Source organism: Bizionia myxarmorum (assembly GCF_008086205.1).
Taxonomy (GTDB): domain Bacteria; phylum Bacteroidota; class Bacteroidia; order Flavobacteriales; family Flavobacteriaceae; genus Algorimicrobium; species Algorimicrobium myxarmorum.
The window spans coordinates 1,318,564-1,343,022 of record NZ_VSKK01000001.1; the positions used below are offsets into that span (position 1 = coordinate 1,318,564).

19 protein-coding genes are annotated in these 24,459 nt (G+C 34.6%); 9 read left to right on the forward strand and 10 right to left on the reverse strand.

The window, feature by feature from the left end; all coding sequences use genetic code 11:
* Positions 1-104 precede the first annotated feature (104 nt).
* Positions 105-2,954: an aminomethyl-transferring glycine dehydrogenase gene (gene gcvP / locus ES674_RS05940; protein ID WP_148403049.1), complete on the reverse strand. Its 2,850-nt coding sequence runs from the start codon at positions 2,952-2,954 to the stop codon at positions 105-107.
* A 119-nt stretch (positions 2,955-3,073) separates the two neighbouring features.
* Here gcvP and ES674_RS05945 point away from each other — a divergent pair, with 119 nt between their 5' ends.
* Positions 3,074-3,907 carry a UbiA prenyltransferase family protein gene (locus tag ES674_RS05945; protein WP_246125980.1) on the forward strand — a complete coding sequence of 278 codons (834 nt, stop codon included), beginning with the start codon at positions 3,074-3,076 and terminating at the stop codon, positions 3,905-3,907.
* Here the strand turns inward: ES674_RS05945 and ES674_RS05950 are convergent.
* The 5 genes from ES674_RS05950 to ES674_RS05970 form a co-directional block, all read right to left on the reverse strand.
* The gene (locus ES674_RS05950) at positions 3,887-4,147 is read right to left on the reverse strand and encodes a hypothetical protein (protein WP_148403051.1); all 261 of its coding nucleotides are present in this window, start codon (positions 4,145-4,147) and stop codon (positions 3,887-3,889) included. The two genes, ES674_RS05945 and ES674_RS05950, sit on opposite strands and share 21 nt — an antisense overlap.
* Positions 4,148-4,151: 4 nt before the next feature.
* Positions 4,152-4,706 (reverse strand): sigma-70 family RNA polymerase sigma factor, encoded by a 555-nt coding sequence (locus ES674_RS05955; RefSeq protein WP_148403052.1) that lies wholly within the window; start codon positions 4,704-4,706, stop codon positions 4,152-4,154.
* 33 nt (positions 4,707-4,739) lie between these two features.
* Positions 4,740-6,773, reverse strand: a complete 2,034-nt coding sequence (locus tag ES674_RS05960) for a M3 family metallopeptidase (RefSeq protein ID WP_148403053.1) — start codon at positions 6,771-6,773, stop codon at positions 4,740-4,742.
* Positions 6,774-7,038: 265 nt separating this feature from the next.
* Positions 7,039-7,527 (reverse strand): 5-(carboxyamino)imidazole ribonucleotide mutase, encoded by a 489-nt coding sequence (purE, locus tag ES674_RS05965; protein ID WP_148403651.1) that lies wholly within the window; start codon positions 7,525-7,527, stop codon positions 7,039-7,041.
* Between the two features lie 55 nt (positions 7,528-7,582).
* Positions 7,583-8,737: a 5-(carboxyamino)imidazole ribonucleotide synthase gene (locus ES674_RS05970; protein WP_148403054.1), complete on the reverse strand. Its 1,155-nt coding sequence runs from the start codon at positions 8,735-8,737 to the stop codon at positions 7,583-7,585.
* A 158-nt stretch (positions 8,738-8,895) separates the two neighbouring features.
* Between ES674_RS05970 and ES674_RS05975 the strand changes: the two genes are divergently transcribed.
* The 4 genes from ES674_RS05975 to ES674_RS05990 all read left to right on the forward strand — a co-directional run bounded on the left by ES674_RS05975 (position 8,896) and on the right by ES674_RS05990 (position 12,422).
* Positions 8,896-10,005, forward strand: coding sequence for an adenylate kinase (locus ES674_RS05975; protein ID WP_148403055.1), 1,110 nt, complete (start codon positions 8,896-8,898; stop codon positions 10,003-10,005).
* A gap of 174 nt (positions 10,006-10,179) precedes the next feature.
* The gene (obgE, locus tag ES674_RS05980; RefSeq protein WP_148403056.1) at positions 10,180-11,178 is read left to right on the forward strand and encodes a GTPase ObgE; all 999 of its coding nucleotides are present in this window, start codon (positions 10,180-10,182) and stop codon (positions 11,176-11,178) included.
* 6 nt (positions 11,179-11,184) lie between these two features.
* Positions 11,185-11,892 (forward strand): ion transporter, encoded by a 708-nt coding sequence (locus ES674_RS05985; protein WP_148403057.1) that lies wholly within the window; start codon positions 11,185-11,187, stop codon positions 11,890-11,892.
* 23 nt (positions 11,893-11,915) lie between these two features.
* Positions 11,916-12,422: a DUF4136 domain-containing protein gene (locus tag ES674_RS05990; protein WP_148403058.1), complete on the forward strand. Its 507-nt coding sequence runs from the start codon at positions 11,916-11,918 to the stop codon at positions 12,420-12,422.
* Here ES674_RS05990 and ES674_RS05995 read toward each other — a convergent pair.
* The 3 genes from ES674_RS05995 to ES674_RS06005 all read right to left on the reverse strand — a co-directional run bounded on the left by ES674_RS05995 (position 12,412) and on the right by ES674_RS06005 (position 20,587).
* Positions 12,412-13,815 carry a M64 family metallopeptidase gene (locus tag ES674_RS05995; protein ID WP_148403059.1) on the reverse strand — a complete coding sequence of 468 codons (1,404 nt, stop codon included), beginning with the start codon at positions 13,813-13,815 and terminating at the stop codon, positions 12,412-12,414. The genes ES674_RS05990 and ES674_RS05995 overlap by 11 nt on opposite strands.
* Positions 13,816-13,820: 5 nt before the next feature.
* Positions 13,821-14,294, reverse strand: a complete 474-nt coding sequence (locus tag ES674_RS06000; protein ID WP_148403060.1) for a hypothetical protein — start codon at positions 14,292-14,294, stop codon at positions 13,821-13,823.
* An 83-nt stretch (positions 14,295-14,377) separates the two neighbouring features.
* Complete coding sequence (locus tag ES674_RS06005) at positions 14,378-20,587, reverse strand: alpha-2-macroglobulin family protein (RefSeq protein WP_148403061.1); 6,210 nt, start codon at positions 20,585-20,587, stop codon at positions 14,378-14,380.
* A 299-nt stretch (positions 20,588-20,886) separates the two neighbouring features.
* Between ES674_RS06005 and ES674_RS06010 the strand changes: the two genes are divergently transcribed.
* The 4 genes from ES674_RS06010 (at position 20,887) to ES674_RS06025 (ending at position 23,827) form a co-directional block, all read left to right on the forward strand.
* A complete protein-coding gene (locus ES674_RS06010; RefSeq protein ID WP_148403062.1) occupies positions 20,887-21,585 on the forward strand; it encodes a tetratricopeptide repeat protein in 699 nt (232 codons plus the stop codon).
* A 253-nt stretch (positions 21,586-21,838) separates the two neighbouring features.
* A complete protein-coding gene (locus tag ES674_RS06015) occupies positions 21,839-23,194 on the forward strand; it encodes a UDP-N-acetylmuramate--L-alanine ligase (RefSeq protein WP_148403063.1) in 1,356 nt (451 codons plus the stop codon).
* Positions 23,195-23,290: 96 nt separating this feature from the next.
* Complete coding sequence (locus tag ES674_RS06020) at positions 23,291-23,524, forward strand: type II toxin-antitoxin system ParD family antitoxin (RefSeq protein WP_148403064.1); 234 nt, start codon at positions 23,291-23,293, stop codon at positions 23,522-23,524.
* Positions 23,525-23,827, forward strand: coding sequence for a type II toxin-antitoxin system RelE/ParE family toxin (locus ES674_RS06025; RefSeq protein ID WP_148403065.1), 303 nt, complete (start codon positions 23,525-23,527; stop codon positions 23,825-23,827). It begins immediately after the preceding gene.
* A 15-nt stretch (positions 23,828-23,842) separates the two neighbouring features.
* On the opposite strand, the gene ES674_RS06030 is transcribed toward ES674_RS06025, so the two are convergent.
* Positions 23,843-24,370, reverse strand: a complete 528-nt coding sequence (locus ES674_RS06030; RefSeq protein ID WP_148403066.1) for a GNAT family N-acetyltransferase — start codon at positions 24,368-24,370, stop codon at positions 23,843-23,845.
* Positions 24,371-24,459: the final 89 nt, after the last annotated feature.

Below are 24,459 nucleotides of genomic sequence, written 5' to 3' on the forward strand. Positions count from 1 at the left end.
TTGTTAAATTTTTTATGAATATGATAAAAAAAGACGACGATTTTCAATATTTCATAAAAATAAAGCCTTCCGTAGAGAAGGCTTTATTACTATATTAATTAGGTTTATGCTTCCATATATTCTTCAATAGGCGCACAGGTGCAAAACAGATTTCTGTCGCCATAAGCATCATCTACACGCCTTACAGTTGGCCAAAACTTATTGTCGCGTACAAAATCTAAAGGAAAAGCAGCCTGCTCTCTGGTGTATGGCATTAACCATTCATCTGCGGTTATCATATCCAAAGTATGCGGTGCATTTTTCAGAACGTTATTAGTATCCTCTTTTGATGTGGCTTCAATTTCTTTTCGAATAGAAATCATAGCATCACAAAAACGATCCATTTCAGCTTTACTTTCGCTTTCTGTAGGTTCAATCATTAAAGTTCCCGCAACCGGGAAAGAAACCGTTGGTGCGTGGAATCCATAATCCATTAAACGTTTCGCAATATCAGTTACTTCAATACCATTTTCTTTAAAAGCACGACAGTCAACAATCATTTCGTGAGCCGCTCTTCCGCGTTCACCAGAATACAAAGTGTCAAATTGGCCTTGTAAGCGATTCTTAATATAATTGGCATTTAAAATAGCAATTTTGGTAGCTTGGGTTAAACCTTTAGCGCCTAACAGTTTAATATATCCGTATGAAATTAAACAAACTAATGACGATCCGAAAGGTGCGCCCGAAATAGCTGAAATAGCTTGACTTCCGCCTGTTTTAATAATGGGGTTACTAGGTAAAAATGGTGCTAATTGTTTGGCTACACAAATTGGCCCAACGCCGGGTCCACCACCTCCATGAGGAATAGCGAAGGTTTTATGAAGGTTTAAGTGGCACACATCAGCCCCAATATTTCCAGGGTTTGTAATTCCTACTTGTGCGTTCATATTGGCGCCATCCATATAAACTTGGCCGCCATTGTCATGAATAATTTGCGTAATTTCTTTAATAGCCGACTCATAAACACCATGTGTAGATGGGTAGGTTACCATAATACAGGATAAATTATCTTTGTGTAATTCCGCTTTTTCACGTAAATCTTCCACATCAATATTTCCTTTTTCAGTAGATTTGGTTACTACCACTTTCATTCCGGCCATAACAGCACTTGCTGGATTGGTACCGTGGGCTGAAGATGGAATTAAACAAATATTTCTATGGTGATCACCACGCGATTCGTGGTAAGCCTTAATAACCATTAGTCCAGCAAATTCACCTTGTGCACCAGAATTTGGTTGTAAAGATGTTGCTGCAAACCCAGTTATTTCTGTTAATTGATCTTCTAATTCTTTTAGAATGGTTAAATAACCTTGGGCTTGATCTGCAGGAACAAACGGATGAATAGTTCCCCAGTTTGGCGAGCTTAATGGTAACATTTCTGCCGCTGCATTTAATTTCATCGTACAAGACCCTAAAGCAATCATAGAATGATTTAAGGATAAATCTTTACGTTCTAGTTTCTTGATATAACGCATTAATTCCGTTTCAGAATGATGAGAATTAAATACATCAAATGTTAAGAATTCAGAAGTTCTTTGTAAAGATTCCATAACCATATTAGTTTCTGAAAGACTTTCAATTACAACGGTTTCTTTATTTGAAACACCAGCGAAAATAGATACTATTTGATTAGCATCTTTTAGCGTTGTGGTTTCGTTTATAGAAATAGTAACTGTTTCAGCATCTGGATAAAAGAAATTCACACCTGCTTTTTCAGCAGCTGCTTTAATATGTTCCGAATTTGCTTTTATTTTAATAGTATCAAAATAAGCTGTGTTAGTTTGGTCAAATCCTAATTTCTCTAATGCGTTGGCCACCGAAACGGCTGTGCTATGCACACGATTCGCAATAAATTCTAATCCTTTTGGACCATGATAAACCGCGTACATACCAGCCATAACCGCTAAAAGCACTTGAGCTGTACATATGTTAGAAGTTGCTTTATCACGCTTAATATGTTGTTCTCGTGTTTGTAAAGCCATACGTAAAGCACGGTTACCATTCATATCTTTGGTTACACCAATAATACGTCCTGGAATATCACGTTTGTAGGTTTCTTTCGTAGCAAAGTAAGCCGCATGAGGTCCGCCGTAACCCATAGGTACGCCAAAACGTTGCGTTGTTCCAACAACCACATCTGCACCAAATTTTCCAGGTGCTTCCAATTTTACTAAACTTAAAATATCAGCAGCAACAGCTACTTTAATATCATTATCGTTGGCTTTAGCAATAAATGTTTTAATATCCGTTATTTGTCCATCTTTACCTGGATACTGCAGTAAGGCTCCGAAAAATTTCGAAGAAAAATCGAATGTCTCTTCATTGCCAACTACTAACTCAATCCCAATAGGATTAGCACGTGTTTCAAGCAATGATAAGGTTTGAGGTAAAATGTTTTCAGAAACAAAAAACTGATTTGCATTGTCTTTTTTCTGTTCTCTTGGCCTTACAGCAAATAATAAGCTCATAGCTTCAGCAGCAGCGGTACTTTCATCTAAAAGAGAAGCGTTAGCCAATTCCATTCCGGTTAAATCGGTAATCATGGTTTGGAAATTCAAAAGTGCTTCTAATCTACCTTGTGCTAATTCTGCTTGGTAAGGAGTGTAAGCAGTATACCAACCCGGGTTTTCTAAAACATTACGCTGAATAACCGCTGGTAAAATGGTTGGATGATACCCTAAACCAATATAAGTTTTATAGGTTTTATTTAATTTAGATAATTCATGAATATGGGTCAAGTATTCTTGCTCACTCATGGCTTCATCCAAATTTAACTCGTTTTTCAAGCGGATGTCATCAGGAACAGTCTCATAAATAAGTTGATCTAAGGAGTCTACACCAATGGTTTGTAACATGCTATTTTGATCTTCTTCTCTAGGACCAATGTGACGTTGTGCAAATGCAGTTGTATTCATTAAAAGTTGTGTTGAATTTAGGCTGCAAATTTACGGAATTATTCACGCTAATGTGTTAATGAAAATGAAAGTTTTTAACCAATTGATTTTGTTATTAACACTTTATGTATTTTTGTTATATGCGATTAGCAAAACAAGTATTCGATTTTTATTTAAACAGCAGTTTACACGTGGCTTTAGCCGTGTTTTCTTTAAGTTGGTTAACCTTAATTGAATATGAAATTCCCTTTGATGCCGCCGTGCTTTTCTTTATATTTTTTGCGTCTATTACAGGTTATAATTTTGTGAAGTTCTTCGGTCTCGCCAAATTTCACCATAGAAGTCTTTCTAGTTGGTTAAAATTCATCCAACTAATGTCTTTTATCTGTTTTTTAATAATGGGTTATTTTGCTTCTAAATTGCAGCTTAAAACTATTTTGTATTTAGGTGTTTTTGCAACGATAACTTTTCTATATGCCATTCCTTTTATCCCTAAAAAGTTCTATTTAGATACACAACAAAATTTGCGAAATGTAAGCGGGTTGAAAGTGTATGTTATTGCATTAGTTTGGGCTGGTGTAACCGTATTGATTCCGCTTATTAACAACAATCAGCTTTTAGATACAACCGTTATTTGGGCTTTTGCACAACGTTTTTTTTTGGTTTTAGCACTTATGCTTCCTTTTGAAATTCGGGATATGCAATTTGATAGTATAAAATTAGCTACCATACCGCAACGCATAGGTATTAAAAACACGAAAATAATGGGGCTCGTTTTAAGTCTGCTATTTTTTGGATTGGAGTTTTTTATGCCTGAAAAGCCTTTAAGTAAATTGCTAATTCAATTGGGAATTACACTGCTTTTAATTTTCAGTATTATATTCTCAAGAAAGAATCAGGGGCGGTATTTTAGCGGATTTTGGGTAGAAAGCATCCCAATAATATGGCTGGTTTTAACGCTCTTGTTTGGTTAACTCTTTATCAAACTGCGCTTTAATATGATGGCGTTCTGTGGCGTTTAAACAATTCAATTTTGATGTTTTCACCGAGTCAGACAATTTGGAGTTTCTTTGGACGTAAGCGCGTGTTATTCGGCACCAGGCGTAACGCATCATTAGTTTGGTTTTTTCCCAACCTGTTGCTTCATCATATTGCGCTTTGTCGCAAATATGCTGTGCCTCTTTAAAAGAAATAAATAAAAATCGTTTTTTCATGCCATTAATTAAACCAGGTTTTTTCCATACATTCTGCCATAGCTGTACGGGCTCTATGAACAATTACCCATAGGTTAGACGGCGTAATATTTAATTCATTACAAATAGCTTCGGTTTCAAGTCCCTCAATAGTTTTCATCTTAAAAACGATGGCTTGCTTTTCAGGAAGTTTTTCTAAACAACTATAAATGGCATCGCCTAACTCTTCGTTTTCAAGCGTGTCTTGAGCTGTTTTATCAAAAGGATCGGCAACGCGTTCTTCCAACCAATCGCCTTCATCTTCATTGGTATTATAGGTCATCCGAACTTCAGCCTGACCTTTTTTTGAATTTATCTTCCGGTAATGATCAATGATTTTTCGCTTCAATATGGAAATTAACCAGGTCCGTTCACTAGCTTCTCCTTTAAAATTTTTCATGGATTTTAACCCTGCAAAAAAAGTATCCTGCACCAAATCCTTGGATATCTCACGATCGCTAACACGCGAAATCGTGAAATTAAACAAGTAATCCGAATAACGATCAATCCAATGATCTGGATTTATAAGGTGTTTAGGCATATGGGTGTTTCAACAATTTAATTCAAAAATAGACTATTTTTCAATCAGTCCCGCACGTTTTAATAAGGCATCTGGTTGTGGCTCTTTTCCACGGAAACGTTTGTATAAAATCATGGGGTCTTCTGTTCCACCTTGAGATAAAACATGATCTTTAAATTTTTTAGCTACTTCTTCATTGAAAATGCCTTCTTCTTGAAAATATTCAAAAGCATCTGCATCTAAAACTTCAGCCCATTTATAACTATAATACCCAGAGCTGTAACCCCCTTGAAATATATGAGAGAATGACGTGCTCATGCAATTTTCCGCAACATCAGGATATAATTTGGTGTTGTCAAAAGCTTGTAATTCTTGAGCCTTAACATTAGTAATGGCTGTTGGGTCTTGGCCATGCCAGTTCATATCTAATAATCCGAAACTTATTTGTCGCATGGTCTGCATGCCTTCATGGAAAGTTGCTGATGCTTTAATTTTTTTAATTAAATCCATTGGAATGACGTCACCAGTTTCATAATGCGTGGCAAAAATTTCCAAGGCTTCTTTTTCATAACACCAGTTTTCTAACACTTGGCTTGGTAATTCCACAAAATCCCAAAATACGCTCGTTCCAGATAAACTTGGATAGGTGGTGTTAGCTAACATGCCGTGAAGCGCGTGACCAAACTCATGGAATAGAGTGGTTACTTCATTGAAAGTTAATAATGATGGTTTTGTTTTTGTTGGCTTGGTAAAGTTGCATACTATGGAAATGTGCGGTCGACTATTCTCTCCGTTTTTAACGTATTGAGGTTTGTAAACCGTCATCCAAGCACCATTTCGTTTGCCTGCTCTAGGAAAGAAATCGGCGTAAAAAATAGAAATTAAATCGCCTTCGGTGTTGGTTACCTTATAAGTAAGTACGTCTTCGTGGTATTTATCAATAGTTGTTATTTCTTCAAAATGTAAACCATATAATCTTTGAGCAATGGTGAAAGCGCCTTTGATAACGTTTTCTAATTTGAAATAGGGTTTTAGTTTTTCGTCATCTAAATCGAAACGTTTCTGCTTTAATTTTTCAGCATAATAAGAAGCATCCCATTTTTGAAGCTGGTCAATACCGTCCAAATCTTTAGCAAAAGCTTCCAGTTCTTTAAACTCATTTTCGGCAGCAGGCTTCGCTTTTTCTAATAATTCATTTAAAAAGGTTTCAACCGTTTCTGGGTTTTTAGCCATGCGCTCTTCTAAAACGAAATGTGCATGGGTTTTATAACCTAATAAATTGGCGCGTTTAAATCGAAGTTTGGCAATCTGTAAAACATTTTCTTGATTATCAAATTTATTATTTTGAAATGCTTTAGCACCTGAAGCAATAGCTAGTTTTTTGCGAAGTTCCCGATTATCAGCATAGGTCATAAAAGGAATATAGCTTGGGTAATCCAAAGTAATTAACCAGCCTGTTTTATCTTTGCTTTCAGCCAAATCTTTGGCCGCTTCTTTTTCACCTTCTGGTAAACCTGCCAAATCGGCTTCGTCGGTGATGTGTAATTCGAAATTATTAGTTTCTGCTAGAACATTTTCTCCAAAGGTTAATTTAAATTTACTTAGAGCTTTGTCAATATCACGGAGTTCTTGTTTTTTATCCTCTGGAAGATTGGCGCCATTTCTAGAAAAACCTTTATATTTTTTATCCAGTAGCGTTTGTTGCTCTGTGTTTAATTGAAGTGTATCCTTTTGATTATATACAGTTTTAACGCGTTCAAACAAGGCTTGATTTAAAGTAATATCATTACTGAAATCCGATAATAATGGTGAAACATCTTGTGCTATTTTTTGAATCGCGTCATTTGTTTCAGCGGAATTCATATTAAAAAATATACTGGATAACCGATCTAATTCTTCACCTGAAAAATCTAAAGCTTCAATTGTGTTTTCAAAAGTTGGTGCTTCGGTGTTTGCTGTTATGGCATCAATTTCTGAACGGGCTTTATCTATTGCTATTTCAAAAGCAGGTAGATAATCACTATCGGTAATTTTAGAAAAAGGTGCGGTTTGAAAAGGTGTTTGGAATTTGGTGTTCAGTATATTCATAACATGTGTTTTAAAACGTAAATACGTGGTGAAATTTCACCTTGAATTTGATTCAATTTGTATTGAGACTGTAAAGTTGTATATCCTTTCGTACAACAACAATTAAAGGCTTATTATTAACTAAAATTTAAGATTTTAATTTAAAAAGGTGTTGCTAATAAGTATTACTTTTGCAGTAGATTTTTCATGAGAGTTTCATGCTCATTTTAAATTATTGATTAATAGCGTTAAACCTCGGCCTCACAGTCGGGGTTTATTTTTTGTATTAATTTTGATTTAAAGATTTGGCAGACTCTATAACCTTCGTTTTCAAATCTTCTTTGTACGCGATAATTTTATCCATGATTTTTTGATTGGAGCAACCTAGAATTTGGGCTGCTAGAATACCCGCATTTTTAGCGCCATTTAAAGCAACTGTAGCAACAGGAACGCCACCTGGCATTTGTAAAATAGACAAAACAGAATCCCAGCCATCAATAGAATTACTACTTTTTACTGGAACGCCAATAATTGGTAATGGGGATAGTGAGGCCACCATTCCTGGTAAATGAGCGGCACCTCCAGCGCCAGCAATGATAACGTTTATGCCGCGTTTGTGGGCGTTTGTTCCGTAATCGAAAAGTTTTTCTGGAGTTCGGTGCGCCGATACAATATCCACTTCAATGTCTATTCCGAAATCGGTTAAAATGTCAATCGCGTCTTGCATTATTGGCAAATCGCTTTTGCTTCCCATGATTATTCCTACTTTCATAATACATTCCAAATTTTACATTCCAAATTCCAAATTGTTAGAATTTGTTTATTCTTATTTATTCGCTAATTACTTTAATTGTTTTCTTCACTTCTTCAGCAATGCGTCTTGCTTCGTCCACAGATGGACTTACAATAGTGACATGACCCATTTTTCGAAACGGACGGGTTTCTTTCTTGCCATAAATATGAGGCGTTACACCAGGCATAGCCATTATTTCTTCAATATTTTTATAAATAACGTCACCAGTATGGCCTTCAGCTCCCACTAAATTTACCATAACACCAGCAGCTTTACTTTCTGTACTTCCTAATGGTAAATTTAAGATAGCTCGTAAATGTTGTTCAAATTGAGATGTATAACTGGCTTCAATAGTTTGATGCCCTGAATTATGCGGTCTTGGAGCCACTTCATTAACTATTATCTCATCGTTTTGAGTTTGGAACATTTCAACCGCCAATAAACCAACATGATTATAAGCCTTGGAAACCCGCAATGCAATTTCTGTAGCTTTTAGAGCGACTTCCATATCAATTCGTGCTGGACAAATAACATATTCCACTTGATTGGCTTCTGGATGAAACTCCATTTCCACAACGGGATAGGTTGCCATGTCACCATTAGCGTTTCTAACAACAATAACAGCTAATTCATTTTTAAACGGAATTAGGGATTCTGTCAGACATTCTACATTGGGAAGGCCACTTAAATCTTCCATTTTCCGAACCACTTTAACGCCATTTCCATCGTAACCAAATTGTGCACTTTTCCAAACAAACGGTAATTTTAAACCGCCATTATCTATAGCATCTTCAATTTCGTTGGTGTACGCAAAACGTGTGAAATCGGCCGTGGGAATGCCATTGTCTATATAAAATAATTTTTGAGTGACTTTGTTTTGAATGGTGCGTAAAGTTTTGGAGGACGGATATACTTTAACACCTTCTTTTTCTAAATCTTCCAAAGCGTTGATATTGATGTTTTCAATTTCAAAAGTTAAAACATCTACCTGCTTTCCAAAGTTGTAAACGGCATCATAATCCATTAAATCTCCTATGTGAAATTCGTTACAGGCAATTTTGCAAGGTGCTTCGTTGCTAGCATCTAAAACACTGGTGTAAATGTCAAATTTTCGCGTGTCATTCAAAAGCATTTTTCCTAATTGGCCACCGCCTAAAATGCCTAATTTAAATTTTGAAGAAAAGTAATTCATTAGATTTTAAGTTAAAGCCGGATTACGACCTTATAATTAGTTCACAACAAAAATACAAAGGTTAGGTCTGCGAAAAAACTTATTTCCCAACAATATATATCAGAATTCGTAAAACGTTAATCAAATGATTATCTTTGCCTTTCTAAAATTAATAACAAGTGATAAAGCTTCACGATTTATATTTTAAGCCGTTTATTTCTCAAGAAGAAATAGCGGTTGCTGTAGAACGCATGGTTCATGAAATTGCAGATGAACTAGGCGATGAAATACCTGTGTTTATTGGAATATTAAATGGATCGTTCATGTTTGTGAGTGATTTTGTTAAAAAATACCCGAAACCATGTGAAGTCACGTTTATAAAACTAGCTTCCTATGAAGGTGTAAAATCTACAGAAGATATTCAACGTCTTATTGGATTAACACAGGATTTAACAGGTAGAACAGTTGTAATTTTAGAAGACATTATTGATTCTGGAAACACGCTTACGGAAGTCCACCGGATTTTTGAAAATGAGCAAGTAAAACAACTGCTTATTGCCACGTTGTTTTACAAGCCAGAAGCTTATAAAAAAGATTATAAATTACATTACGTAGGTATTGAAATTCCAAATAAATTTATTGTGGGCTACGGTTTAGACTACAATGGATTAGGGCGTGATTTACCTGAAATATACCAACTTAAAACCACACAACACATGACCAATTTAGTCCTATTTGGACCTCCAGGAGCAGGGAAAGGAACACAAGCCGAGTTTTTAAAACAGAAATATAGTTTAGTGCATATTTCTACAGGTGATGTGTTTCGCTTTAATATAAAAAATGAAACGGCGCTTGGTATGTTGGCCAAATCCTTTATGGATAAAGGTGAATTGGTACCAGATAATGTCACTATAGATATGTTGAATGCCGAAGTAGATAAAAATGCCGATGCTAAAGGTTTTATTTTTGATGGTTTTCCACGCACCAATGCGCAAGCTGATGCTTTAAATAAATTATTGGAGCAAAAAGATTCGCAAATTGATGCTATGATTGCTTTGGAAGTAGATGATGAGGTGTTAATAAAACGCTTATTAGAACGCGGAAAAACAAGTGGTAGAGCAGACGATGCGGACGAGTCTATTATAAGAAACCGAATTAAGGAATACTACAATAAAACAGCCATATTAAAAAACTATTATTCTGCCCAAGATAAATATTTTGGAGTAGATGGTGTTGGCAGTATTGAGGACATTACCAAAAGATTAAGTCAGGTAATTGACAAGCTGTAAAATCTTTTTTCTTACTTATTTAACGTCTAAATGTTTAATAAGTTCTAGAATTAGAAATTATATAAAGAATCCCGTTTAGGGAACTAGTTGCAACTTATTAGCGGATTGACCTTCAACGCATAAAATAGCTTGGAGAAAATTTCAAATTTAAGTTAAAAAAAATAAGAGATAATTATGACTGAAGGAAATTTCGTGGATTACGTAAAATTATATGTGTCCTCTGGAAATGGCGGAAAAGGTTCTGCACATTTACATCGTGAAAAATATTTAGAAAAAGGTGGCCCAGATGGTGGTGACGGTGGTCGTGGTGGTCATGTAATTATGCGTGGCAATAAGAATCTTTGGACATTATATACTTATAAATTTAAAAGACATTTTAAAGCAGATCATGGCGAGCATGGCAGTAGAAGTAGAAGTACCGGTGCTGATGGTGGTGATGTGTATATGGATGTGCCTTTAGGAACCGTTGTTCGTGATAAAGAAACGAATGATATTTTATTCGAAATTACCGAGCAAGGTGAAGAACGCATTATAGCCAAAGGTGGTTTAGGTGGTCGTGGAAACTGGCATTTTAAAACGTCTACAAACCAAACACCGCGTTATGCACAGCCAGGAATTGCTGGTGAAGAAATTGAAGTCGTTTTAGAATTAAAATTGTTAGCAGATGTAGGCTTGGTCGGTTTTCCAAATGCTGGAAAATCAACATTATTGTCGGTTTTAACCTCTGCGAAACCTAAAATTGCAGATTATGAATTCACGACATTGAAACCCAATTTAGGTATTGTAGAGTATCGTGATCATCAGTCTTTTGTTATTGCAGATATTCCAGGAATTATTGAAGGTGCTGCCGAAGGTCGTGGTCTTGGACATTATTTCTTACGACATATTGAACGAAATTCACTTTTGCTATTTTTAATTCCAGCAGATGCGGATGATATTAGAAAGCAATATGATATTCTATTAGACGAATTGAAACGTTACAATCCAGAAATTTTAGATAAGGAACGTATTATTGCTATTACAAAATGTGATATGTTGGATGATGAGCTTAAAGCCGAATTAAAAACCGAATTAGACGGGGATTTGCCCGTAGATTACCTTTTTATTTCATCTGTTGCACAACAAGGACTTCAAGAATTAAAAGATAAACTCTGGAAATCTTTGAACGTGTAATGGGGTATGAAAAAACGTATTAAAAACATAATTGAAATTAATGATAATTTAGAAAGTAAAATTTTTGCTTTTGCCATTCAACTATTAATTTTAATATCTATTGTTACCTTTACGTTAGAAACCGAGCCCGATTTGGAACCAACCACGCGTAAAATTTTACGCGTTATTGAAACCTTTAGTGTTATTATATTTACGTTTGAATACATTTTCCGTATTTATGTAGCGGATAGCAAACGCAAATTCGTTTTCAGTTTCTTTGGTATTATTGATTTGTTCGCTATTGTACCTTTCTATTTATCCTTTGGAATCGATTTACGTTCGTTGCGTGCGTTGAGACTTTTAAGACTGTTCCGCGTGCTGAAATTGGTGCGCTATAACAAAGCTTTAAATGATTTCATTTTTGCTATAAAATCTGCCAAAGAACAAATAATCCTATTCCTATTTATCACTTTAATTTTAATATACTTTTCGGCTGTTGGCATTTACTATTTTGAAGGTCAAGCGCAGCCTGAACACTTCCGTTCTATTTTTGATAGTCTTTGGTGGGCCATTATTACGTTAACAACCGTTGGCTATGGCGATGTTTACCCAATAACCGTTGGAGGAAAAGTGTTTACCTTTATCATTTTACTGATTGGTTTGGGGATTGTGGCTATTCCAACAGGTATTATTTCCTCGGCTTTAACCAAATCCGTAGATAGTAAAACTGAATAATTTTCGTATATTTAAAATAAAAAATGAAAATATTTCAAGCCCTAATTCTAGCCTTGCTACTAACTTCTTGTGGCGTTTCCGTAAATTACGATTACGAAAAAGGTACAGACTTCACCCAATACAAAACCTATAATTATTTTGATAATATGGAAACCGGTTTGAGTGAATTGGATTCTAAACGTTTTTTTGAGGTTTTAGATACTTCACTTCAAAGCAAAGGCTTTGTGCTTTCTGAAACTCCAGATTTTATTATTGATGTAAAAAGTAGAACCTTTCAAACGCCACAATCCAGTTCAGTTGGAATGGGTGTTGGGTCAGGTGGCGGAGGCGTTTCAGTTGGTATTCCTATAGGTCAGAATTCCGTTTCCCGACGTATTATATTAGATTTTGTAGACGCTAATAATCAGCAGCTATTTTGGCAAGGTGTAAGCAGTGAACCATCGGCTCCTGCAAATTCGCCAGAAGCACGTTCTGCACAATTTCAAAAAGTTGTTTTGAAACTACTAGAGAAATATCCGCCTAAAAAATAAATCTATTTTTCACAATCTTTTTGCGTGCTAATAACAAGGAGTCACTGTAGAAATTAGCGATATATATTCCAGCAGCTTGCTGATTTAAATTTATCGTGTTTGTTTTTCCAGCCTCCAAATTGGTAGACAAAACCTGTTTGCCGTCCATACTGGTTAATTCTAATCGTAAAGATGTCGTGTGAAAACTATCAAACTTTACAAAAAGTTGATTGCTTGTTGGGTTTGGATATAAGCTCAATGAAAATGCGTTTTCTTCAGCTTGAATATCTGTAATACCTAAAGTACTGTTGTCTATATTCCAGGTTACCACATTGACATGAATTGTTTGGTGATCATCAATTCGCAGAAAATCACTGTTATCTGAAACCACCACTGAAAGGCTGTTTAAACCGTCGTTTAAATCTGTTTCAAGTACTGAAACCATACTAACATTCGTGTCGAAAATAGTACCGTTTAAGGTCCAAGAATTCTCCAACGAATTAGTAGTTGGGTTTATAAGTGTTAGATTAAAATCAATAGGAAAAATTGGGTTTTCAACCGTTAAACTAGATGGTGAAAAACTATCAATTGGCGATATTAAATCGTGAATCTTCTCAATTATGCCTTCTTTACAAACCGCACAAAAAGGACTTCCTAAATAACGCATTTTACAATTTTGATGAGGTCTGTACCAAGAAGCACAACTTCCAGATGCACAATAACGGTATATTCCTACACCAGTGGTTCCCATCCAATTGGTCCATTTCACTAAAGCTGGATCAGTAATTTGAGTCATATTAATGCCTTCTTCCGCTAACGCGTCACCAGGATAATATTCATCTTTTAAATTTACTAAAGAATGTCCTATTTCATGAATGGCAATTTCTTCAGCACTAGAGCCTGTTGCCGAAACGGGGAACTGGCCGCCACTTCCGCCATAATAGGTTTCATTAACTAAAATTAAAGCCTGATCATATTCTGGAAAATTAGTTGCTAAAACGCTCAATATTAAATCATACTCTGGAGCAAATAATAAACGGTGAAATCCATAACCATCATAAGTGCTACCAAAGAAATTATCTACAGATTTTATGGGTTGTGTTGCACAACCTGCATCTGCAGTATTTTGCGGATGCGAGGCACCACTTTCATTAGAAATAACTTTTATAATGTGCACATTAAAATAATCAGCATACTGTGAAAACGGCGACTGGCCAAAGAAATCATTTGAAAAATTTAAAGCATGGTCACGAAATGTAGTCATCTCGCTTTCGGTGTAACCATCACCTAAAATAACAATGTTAATACGTTTATCATTATCACCAGCATATTTAATAGTTTCAACTTCAAAAGTTTGAGAAAATGCTAATGCTGCAAAAAGGCAGAATGATAAGGGAAGTAGTATTTTTTTCATAACAATTAAAGCTTGAGCATTATATAATTGATGGTGTCAGAATTAGCAATAATATGCATACGTACAAATTTAGCTGCGCTAGTGTAAGGCATTCTGAAAGTGAAATCGGTTTTATCCAATGAAATTGAACGTTTTTCCAAATCACCAGAGTCGTTTACAAACTCAATAATTTTTTCTAATGGATTTTCTATGTAAAGATTTTCAATAACATTTAAATCGGCATCTAATAATTCACACACTAAATTTCCTTTTTTATTGAGCGCTTTTTCCGCATGAAAACCTTTAATCCGACCCTTGGCTAAAATAGTTTTCTTGTATTCTAAATTAGAAGCTGCTTTAGAAGTTTTAGATATGTGATAGGTTAGAAAAACCATGCTATCTGTTGCTTTTTCAGTCTGCTGAATTAACGGACTGCTTTGCGCGAGAACAGTTGTGTTTACCGCAAAAAGGATTATTATTATAATAAGGGTATGTTTCATGAGTAATAGCTTAATTTATAAAGCGATAAAAATAGTGTTTTCATTTATAAGTCATTACATGTTTTATGATATATAAGATTAATTTAATCTACTGAAATACGTACGCCTTCACTATGACTAGTAAATTCTGGAGCATACATACTTTGAATAGTTGTAATACCATTACTCATATTACCCGCATTATTAACCCGTAAATCATACTCGAAAACATAAACGCCTTTTGGTAATAAGTCGAAAAAGAAATTTGTGCTGGCATCTTTCGTGCTTTCATAATAGCCCAAACCAGCTTGCCATTTGTATTCGGAAAGCACATTTACAGGTTCTAATCCAGCCGCACGCATATCTTTCATGTGAATGAATTCCATGTCACGATCACTTCGTAATTCAATACGTACTCGAACCAAATCGCCTACTTTCAAGGCTGTTTCAGGAGTTATTTCTGAAATAACTTCACCGGAATCTGTATTCGTTTTTATGAAAAGTTTTTTCTTCAATTCTAGTGGTGTTTTTGCTGTTGAAATCTTATCTAAATCTTCAAAATATTGCCAGTATAAACTTCCCCAAGCAATACCATCGCCTGTTTTAGTTAGTGTAACATTGGCCATTTCTGAATTTATTTCAGATCCCTTCCAAGAGGTTTTATAATAACCCGTTCCTGCTTCCACTTTTACGGCTTCTAGTTTTGAAGGCTCAATTTTCTTATTTCCAATTAAAACAGTAACGGCATCTGTTACTGATAACCAATCACTGCCTTGCAATAAAAGTGCATAAACGGCTTCACTTGTAGCTTTCGTAGATTCCCATTTGTTGGTTTGCTTATTTTTTAACAACCACATTTTGAGGTTATCAATATCATTTAGATTCTTAGCTTCACTTTGAATGCTAGGACCAACTTCTGAAAACACTTCAACCATCAAGGCTTGCGTTTCAATGGGTGCTTGGTACCAATGCCAAGATGCTTTGTTATCTTTCCAATACATGCCTAATTCTTCATTAGTAATACTGTTTTCTTTTAAAGAATTTAAAATTTTAGCGGCGGTTTTATCGGCTTTGTTTCTATGCGAAATAAGCGCCATTAAACCCTTGGCATATAAAGAACGTGACAACCAATATTTTTCAATTTGCGTCATATAATAAGCCGAAATATCTTTGACTTCCTGACTTTGTTGTAATTCAGGAAAAAAGCTTCGCATATATAAATAATGCAGTTGCGTATAACTTAAATGATCCTTGCTTAAATCGATATCTTTTTGATATTTCTTTAAATCTTTATATTCTTTTACAAAGGCATCATCCAAATAGTGAACGGCATTGTAAATCATTTCGGATACTTGATCATTTTCTTTAATGGCATTTAATTTATCTAAATGTCCGAAGCCCGTTATAATATGCTGGGTTATAAAACGGTTTTCACGACCGCCTTTAAACCAAGGCCAAGCACCCGATTCCATTTGGCTTTGTTCTAATTTACCTAATGCATTTTGCAATTCGTTTGTCATTTTATTCAAGTCGAATAAAAGTGCAATACGTTTTTTCTGTTCCGTTTCACTTTGAGCATCGCGCAACCAAGGTGTTTCTTGAATTAAAATACTTTTTAAATCCTGATTTTTTTCTAAATTAGACAGTAAAGCATCTGAATTTTTCCATTGATTAAAAACGTCTTGAATACGCGGATTGCTGTTTGCTATATGACTTGCCAACGCGTTTGCGTAATAACGACTAAAAGTCTGCTCATTACAGTCATAAGGATATTCCATTAAATAAGGAAGTGCCTGAACTGCATACCAAGCGGGATTAGAGGTTATTTCAAGTGTTAAATTGTGGTTTTTTAAGGTTGTAGACCTATTCGACTTCAACTTATTTAAAGTAAATGTTTTGGTTTCGTTGCTTTTAATCCACATAGGCAAGGTTTCGGTTACCAACATTCTGTTTGATAAAACCGGCATGGCATTTTGTTCGCCATCACTAAAGTCTCCTGATTTGGCCACTATTTTATATTGAACAGCATTTACAGTATCGGGAATTGATAAATTCCAAGAAACTTGTGTATTGCCTTTGGCGTCTACTTCAAAGCTTTTCGTGTTGTTTGTGTTTCCTAAAATAGCATCAATTGGTTTTCCTGTTATGGCATCTATTAATTGAAGTTGGGCTTGACCTGTTAATTTTTCGTTAGAAAGATTGGCGATTTTTGTACTAATAGTAATATCATCACCATGACGTAAAAACCTTGGTGCATTTGGTATAACCATCAAATCTTTTTGAGTTACGGTTTCCAGACTCGTTATTTGACTTTCCAATGTTTTTGTATGCGCCAATAGTTGTAATTTCCATTTGGTTAATGCTTCTGGCGTGGTAAAGCTAAAACTGACATGACCTTCAGAATCCGTTTGTAATTGCGGAAAGAAAAAAGCCGTTTCTTGGAGGTTTTTGCGGACTTTAACTTGAGTAAAATTATCTTTCTTTGTAGTAACTATTATAACACCATTTGCACCTTGAGATCCATAAAGCGCCGTTCCATTGGCACCTTTAAGAATATTTGTGGACTCAATACTTTCCGGAGCTAAACTGGTCAAAGTTTCAGCACTGGATATGACACCATCAATTACTATCAGGGCTTGATTAGCTCCAGTCATAGAACGATTTCCTCTCAATACAATTTTTGTTTCGGCATTAGAATCAGCTTTATCTGAATTTATTACTAATCCTGAAACTTTCCCTTGTAAACTTTCAACAACATTACCTTCAGTAGCGGTCATATCATACACGCGATCAATGTATAAATTATGGCTATCACCCAAATAAAAGCCAAACCAATTTAATTGGTCATAAGCTTGATGCGGGAAAATACCCATAAATCGTGGTCCATTTTGGGTTCTAAAATTTAGTATTCCAAAACTATACCCAGCTTGTCTTCTGCCTTGCGCTTGATACATTGGTTTTTCTAAAGGAGTAAATGTCCAATTGTGTGGTTGAAATTGATTTAGAGATGCATCATACATGCTGGCTAAAATTTCAGCAGCCACTTTATCGCCTTTTGGTCCTTTAATTTTAAATGCCCAAGTTTCGTCCGCTCCCGGTTGTAGTTTATCTCTAAAGGTGGTGGTTTCAATTTCTAAATCTGTTTTAGGATAGGGAACCGAAATAATTTCTGAACCAGAAACATAACTATTCGAGAATGCGAAACTATAATGCACGGCAAAACCACCAAAATCAGCTTCAGTAACAGGAATTTCAAGTGATTTCTTATTATTGTTAAGTGTTAAGAGATAGGTATTAATAGTTTTTCTGTCTTTATCAATATCAATGGTAACCACCAAATTCTGGGCAGCAGAACCAATAGTTAAAACCACATTTTCTGTTGGGTGATACTGATTTTTATTAGTTGTAATAGTGAATAAGGCCTTATCAGCAACTGTTTTATCTAGATGGCTATATAAACTTGTTTTAGCTTCTGCCTTAACAGCCTGACCAAATTTATCGGTGCTTTCCAAAACAAGGATATACTGGCCAGAATCCCACTTTTTAATAGTTCCTAATGCGATGGTTTTCGACTTTTCCGTATTAAAATTACTTTCAAAAACCAATTCGCTTTTTTTCCAATTGTTTAAATTAGCTTCTTCTGCATAAGCATCATGCGGGAATTTCGCTTTAAAATCTTCTTCTGAAAGCATCTTATAATCTGGAGTTTCCCAAGAATTATTACGCAATACAAATTCTGGCGCTTTAAGCTTAAATATTTTTAAGGTTCCTGTAGCGGGTACAAATTCACCATTTAAGTTTTTAGTGTCTATTTCTATGCTATGTTTTTTATCTGTTTTATCCAATTTATCAGCTACAGAAATAGAAGCAGTCATTGCATGATAACCTACATTTACAACGGTAGTGCTACTTCTGGTTTCACCATTTATATCGGTAACATCTGCGGTGACTTCATAATTAAAAATCGGTAAACTGCTTTTGTCGACGCTGTTGTCTGGTAGGGCTTTAAAAGTAATTTCAAATTCGCCTTTATCATTAGTGCTGCTTTCACCATGAGTAATTTCCTGCGGCTCACTATTAAAGGAAGGGCGATACCAGTAATACCAATCTGGATATTGTACTTTTCTATGAACTTTATAAACCACTTTGGCATTCGTAATATTACTGCCAGCGTAAGCCAATGCATTGCCTTTTACGGTTATAGAATCGTTAATTTTAAAAGTTTCTGAAATAGGGTTAAATTTGGTTTCAAATTTTGGACGTTTATATTCTTCCACTGAAAAATAGCTTTCAGATCTTCCTAAATGATGCGATTTTCCTATTAAACGAATATTATATTGTCCAGTTAAACCCGTATTTGGCAAAATAAATTCACCTGACACAGAACCGTATTCATTTGTTTTTAAGCTTAATCGTTTTAATTCTTCACCGTTAACATTGTATAAAACGGCATCCGTTTCCTCATTTGTTAAAATTTCAGATTTTGCATCTATTGTTTTAATTAAAATTCCTTTAAAATAAGCCGTTTGACCCGGTCTATAAATACTTCTGTCGGTGAACAGAAAGCCTTTATAAGCCGTTTTATTTTTAGTATGTTTGAATTCTGAATTAATATGATAATCTCCAAAATGAGCCGTTTCCGTTTTTGAATTGGCTACCACTTTTATGTGTGTCCAACGCTCTTGATTTTTAATGATTTCAACCATTCCTTTTGAATCGGTAATGAAGGTTTTAGAAAGATTACCCCCATTATAATTCTTTTTATATGAAATTTTCACAGTAAGATTCGGAATGGGCTGTCCGTTTAATCTGTTGATAAACTGGTAGGTTTGCTTGTCGTTTTCAGATTTATCAACCAAAGCAATATTTGTAACCTGCAATGCTTGAATGGCGAAAGTACCTTCTGTATTATTCGTGCTGGCCATTACAATATAACGTCCATTTTCCACGGCCGGTAAAAGCACTTCTATTTGGTGTTGTTGATAATCGCCTTCATTTTTTAAGCTCGCTTCCCAAGTTTTAGAAACCTGTAATTTTTTGATGAATGCTAACTGCTCATCATCTCGATACATATTGCTAAAGGCTTCGAATTCCTTTTCATTGACTTTGAACGTTTTAAAACTTAAGGTTTTGAAATTAGTATAGGTTACCAACATTCTAGCCTCCTGTTGTAGTGGAAGATTTATTTCAGTTTTTAATTGTAAACTCTGTAACTGAATCTCCTGTTGTAAAACTTGACATTTTTCGGCGCCAATGCTATTAGGGAATTTCGCTATTACTTTTGCACATAACTCATAAGCATCTTTAATTTTCCATTGTAAATTATCATTTGCCTTTGGATCGTAATTAGCACCTTGATCTTGCCATAATTGAGCAATTTCGAAATCGTATAAAGCGGATTCTTCGGAAGTATTGGCAGAACTTGCCGCTTGTAGCGTTTTCAAAAATAATTCCTCTTTATTGGTGAAAGAAGCGTTTTCAAAAACGAATTTTAGTCTGGCAATGTCTAAATCTACTAAAGCCTTAGTATCTGAATCTTTTAAATGAAATTGAATCAACTTCTGATAAATTTTCAAGGCTTGTAATTGTAATGATGTACTATCTTTTGAAGTAAATTTTAATTGAGAGAAGGTTTTGTTAGGACTTAAAAATTCAGGTGAATCTATTTTAAATTTATAAGATGGTTTACTGATACTATTTTCATCTGTTTTAAAGAAATCTATGGCATTATTTGCTAGTAAATCGTAAAGGGTTGGTCTAAATTGCTTGGAATTTTTTTGCTCTTGAATGATGTCTTTAAAATCAGAAACAGATGTTTTTTGAAGAATAATTTCATCGGTTAAAGATTGATTATAATGAAATTGAATTTCTGCAAATAGCGTTTCCAAATCCCAAGTTCTGAAATCGGTTTCATCTACTTTTTCTGACGTTTTTGTGCGCTCATAAAATTTCCAACGGTTCTGTTGAAAATACTGCCAATACATGGTGGCTAGCATATTTTCTAAAATATTTTTAGTTGGCGCTTGGCTTCCAGCTATTTCATTTTTAAAGTCGGAAATAATCTGTAATTGCGCATCTTCTTCAAGCGTCAGGGAATACTTGCTTTTATACAATAAAGATTTAATAATCTGTGATTTGTTGTTTTCATGTTTTGCTTTAGCTGAAATTTTGGATACCATTTCCATAGCTGACTTGCTCAATCCGTCATTTTCTAGTTTTTCAACTTGTTTCCATAAAATAGTATAATCGGTGTTTTGCGCTTCGGTAAAATTGGCGAAAAGTATAATCATTAAAAGTGTTGTCAGCTGTTTCATGTATATTATCTTATTGCTATTCCTTGATGTTATGGGGTTTAGCATTGGTTAAAATTACGCATTTCAAAATGGATTTCCATATTTTATTGGAAGCCGTTTGAAGGCGTTTTTATTTCTCAAAGGTTACATTCAAAAGTTGTTCCAAAAAAGTGATAATGGGTAAATACGATGTTTGGTTTCGTGAGTTGAGGGTTTGGGGTAGGGAGCAAAGCGTTTAAGATTAGATAATATTTGCTTCTGTAAAAGCGTTAATACCAAATATGCATTGGAAAAGGTATATTTGACTAATTGAAAATGGTATGATAAAAAAAGTGCTTTTCTGTTTACTATTGCCGCTTATTGGAATAGCGCAACCAACTTTGGACCAAGCTGACAAATTGCTTCAACAAAAGCATTACAAACAGGCTGAAAACTTATTAAAACCCTTTGTTGCACAAAATAATTCCAGTAAAAGAGCTGTAGAATTATTGGGCGATACCTATGGCCATCAAGCTAATTGGGACGCTGCTATTACACAATATAAACAATTGGTAGCATTGGACCAAAATGAAGCCAACTACTATTATAAGTACGGCGGAGCTATGGGCATGAAGGCTTTGGAAGTAAATAAGTTTAGTGCTTTGTTGTTGATTGACGATATAGAAAAATCTTTTTTAAAGGCTGCGGAATTAGATAGTAAACATATTAATACCCGATGGGCTTTAGTGGAATTATACATGAAATTACCCGCAATTGTTGGGGGTAGTATTAAGAAATCATTGAAATATGCCGATGAATTGGAAGGCATTTCAAAAGTGGATGGTTATTTGGCCAAAGGCACTATTTATGAATACGATAAAAAGCCTGATTTAGCAGAAAAATATTATAAAATGGCTGTAAATATTGGCGGTTCTGTGACCTGTTATGAAAAGCTAGCTAGTTTTTACGAAAATCAAAACCAACCTGAAAAAGCACTTTTGGTTATGGAAGCCTCCAAAAAAAGCATTAATAAAATTTAATCTATTTTCAAAAAGGGCGAAACTCCGCAAATCTTCCCGCAACAATTTGTGTCAATCCTTGAAATTCGTATCAAAAACAGTTTGCTTAAAAACTATCTATTCAAATTATTTTTTTCTCTTTAATATAAACTCCGTAAATCTTCCCGTAACAATTTGGGTAAATCTATGAAATCCGTGTCTAAAAAATTACTGTATAATTATTAATTCAAACTAATTCCAATTCCTATCTTTACTTTTTATTCAGAATAACTCTATGAACGTACATTTTATAGCCATAGGCGGAGCAGCCATGCACAATTTAGCCATTGCCTTACACAATAAAGGCTATCAGATAACAGGAAGTGATGATTCTATTTTTGATCCATCAAAATCCCGTTTGAAAGCCAAAGGTTTACTTCCAGAAACATTAGGTTGGTTTCCAGAAAAAATTACATCTAGTTTAGATGCCATTGTTTTAGGCATGCACGCCAAAGCGGATAATCCGGAGTTGCTGAAAGCGCAAGAACTAGGTTTAAAAATATATAGTTATCCAGAATTTCTGTATGAACAATCCAAGAATAAAACGCGTGTGGTAATTGGTGGTAGTCACGGAAAAACGACTATTACTTCTATGATATTACACGTTATGCATTTTCATAATCGTGATGTAGATTATATGGTTGGCGCACAATTGGAAGGTTTTGATGTTATGGTTAAACTGACGGACACCAATGATTTTATAGTTTTGGAAGGTGATGAATATTTAAGTTCACCAATTGATAAGCGACCAAAATTTCATTTGTACAAACCTAATATTGCGTTGTTAAGCGGTATTGCTTGGGATCATATCAATGTATTTCCTACATATGATTTTTATGTGGAGCAATTCAAAATATTTGTAGACAGTATTGCTAATGGTGGCAGCATCACTTATAATGCTGAAGATACTGAAGTGGTTAAAGCAGTAGAGTCTTCTATCAATCCTATTCGGAAACTTCCTTATTATACGCCGGAATATACGGTTGAAAATGGTGAAACGTTTTTAGAAACACCTGAAGGGCCATTGCCGATAGAAATTTTTGGGAAACACAACTTAAACAATTTAGCAGGCGCCAAGTGGATTTGTCAGCATATGGGAATTGATGAAGACGATTTTTATGAAGCTATTGCGACATTTACAGGTGCGAGTAAGCGCTTGGAAAAAATTGCCGAAAGTAAAACAAGCGTGGCTTATAAAGATTTTGCGCATTCGCCTAGTAAAGTTTTGGCTACAACGCAAGCTGTAAAAGCTCAATATATAGATAAGACATTAATTGCCTGCTTAGAATTGCATACCTATAGCAGCTTGAATGCCGATTTTTTAAAAGAATATAAAGGCGCTTTGGATGCTGCAGATGTTGCGGTAGTATTTTATTCTCCGGATGCCGTTGAAATTAAAAAATTAGATGCTGTTTCAAAAGAACAGATTGCCAATGCATTTGAGCGTGACGATTTAATTATTTATACCAATCCTGATGAATTTAAAAGTTTCTTGTTTTCTCAAGACTTTACTAATAAAGCGTTGTTATTAATGAGTTCAGGAAATTATGGAGGATTGGATTTTGATGCGGTGAAGGATCTTTTGAACTAGAAAATGGCATAGAATAAAAGCAAATAATTAAATAACAATATCCATATTTGCTAAATATAGCCACTTTTAGTATATTTATAGTAAAGATAAGGAATTATGAATGTTAGCTTAACCAAAAAACAGGAGGAATATATTGCAGAACAAATAGCTTCTGGAGATTTTCAAAATGCCAGTGAATTAGTTCGAGATGCCCTTCGGCTTCATGAAATTTACAGACATAAAATTATTGCAGATTTAAAAGCTGAAATCGAAAAAGGTTGGACTAGTGGCACTAGCAACCGTTCCGTAAAAGATATCATAGCTGATAAACAAAAACGAAAGGCTAGTTAAATGTCTAGTAAAATAACGCATTACGAGCTTTCAAATACTGCTGATTTAGATATTGATTCTATATTTGATTATACTGAAAAGGAATATGGTTTCAATCAAGCTGTAGAATACCTTTTTAATTTAGAAGCGGTTTTTAATAGTTTGGTTTCCAATCCTGAGATAGGGAGAAAGCGAAACGAAATAAAAGATGGATTAATAAGTATTGTTGAGCAGCAACAAGTTATTTTTTATTATGTAATAGGAAATTACATACATGTTGTTAGAGTCTTGCATGGTAGTCGCGATTTACCGAAATATTTTTAAATACATAATTTATAGTTATAGGGCCCTTTTCAACTCATAAACAGCATTATCCAAATTATTTTCATCCTGTTTCTCTGTCAATAAATTAAACCCATTTCTTTTTAATAGGTTTTTAGAACGCGTATTCCTTTTATGGGTATAAGCTTCAATTGTATTTAAGTTTAGCGTATTAAATCCATAATTAACAACACTTTTTAAAGACTCATCCATAATGCGTTTTCCTTGATGCGTGGCACTTAAATCATAACCAACTTCGGCTGTTTTTCTATCTTCAGAAAAGTTCCATAAACAAACACTTCCAACCATTTCATCCGGATTGTTATGAGTTATGGCCCAATATAACATGTCGTTTTTATTAAAACCCTTTTCAATTTTCTCTATAAATTCGAAAGCTTTTTCTTTAGATTCGGCAGTAGATCTTTTAATAAATTTATTGATATCCTTATCGGATCGTAAATAAGAAATAGCCTCCCAGTCAGAGGTTCTTAAAAGTCGAAGTAGTAATCGTTCGGTTTGAATTTCTGGAAATGTGCTGAAGTTCATTTTAAAGTTTAAGAAATTAAATTAATAGATTCAAATATAAATATTTAAAATTTCAAAAGGCAATAATCACAAATCTAAATCGTTAAAGC

Excerpts from the sequence above, each read along its gene's own strand:
- gcvP (WP_148403049.1), bottom strand. The coding sequence starts at position 2,954 with ATGAATACAACTGCATTTGCACAACGTCACATTGGTCCTAGAGAAGAA.
- ES674_RS05945 (WP_246125980.1), top strand. The coding sequence starts at position 3,074 with ATGCGATTAGCAAAACAAGTATTCGATTTTTATTTAAACAGCAGTTTA.
- ES674_RS05950 (WP_148403051.1), bottom strand. The coding sequence starts at position 4,147 with ATGAAAAAACGATTTTTATTTATTTCTTTTAAAGAGGCACAGCATATT.
- ES674_RS05955 (WP_148403052.1), bottom strand. The coding sequence starts at position 4,706 with ATGCCTAAACACCTTATAAATCCAGATCATTGGATTGATCGTTATTCG.
- ES674_RS05960 (WP_148403053.1), bottom strand. The coding sequence starts at position 6,773 with ATGAATATACTGAACACCAAATTCCAAACACCTTTTCAAACCGCACCT.
- ES674_RS05970 (WP_148403054.1), bottom strand. The coding sequence starts at position 8,737 with ATGAATTACTTTTCTTCAAAATTTAAATTAGGCATTTTAGGCGGTGGC.
- obgE (WP_148403056.1), top strand. The coding sequence starts at position 10,180 with ATGACTGAAGGAAATTTCGTGGATTACGTAAAATTATATGTGTCCTCT.
- ES674_RS05985 (WP_148403057.1), top strand. The coding sequence starts at position 11,185 with ATGAAAAAACGTATTAAAAACATAATTGAAATTAATGATAATTTAGAA.
- ES674_RS05990 (WP_148403058.1), top strand. The coding sequence starts at position 11,916 with ATGAAAATATTTCAAGCCCTAATTCTAGCCTTGCTACTAACTTCTTGT.
- ES674_RS05995 (WP_148403059.1), bottom strand. The coding sequence starts at position 13,815 with ATGAAAAAAATACTACTTCCCTTATCATTCTGCCTTTTTGCAGCATTA.
- ES674_RS06000 (WP_148403060.1), bottom strand. The coding sequence starts at position 14,294 with ATGAAACATACCCTTATTATAATAATAATCCTTTTTGCGGTAAACACA.
- ES674_RS06005 (WP_148403061.1), bottom strand. The coding sequence starts at position 20,587 with ATGAAACAGCTGACAACACTTTTAATGATTATACTTTTCGCCAATTTT.
- ES674_RS06010 (WP_148403062.1), top strand. The coding sequence starts at position 20,887 with ATGATAAAAAAAGTGCTTTTCTGTTTACTATTGCCGCTTATTGGAATA.
- ES674_RS06015 (WP_148403063.1), top strand. The coding sequence starts at position 21,839 with ATGAACGTACATTTTATAGCCATAGGCGGAGCAGCCATGCACAATTTA.
- ES674_RS06020 (WP_148403064.1), top strand. The coding sequence starts at position 23,291 with ATGAATGTTAGCTTAACCAAAAAACAGGAGGAATATATTGCAGAACAA.
- ES674_RS06025 (WP_148403065.1), top strand. The coding sequence starts at position 23,525 with ATGTCTAGTAAAATAACGCATTACGAGCTTTCAAATACTGCTGATTTA.
- ES674_RS06030 (WP_148403066.1), bottom strand. The coding sequence starts at position 24,370 with ATGAACTTCAGCACATTTCCAGAAATTCAAACCGAACGATTACTACTT.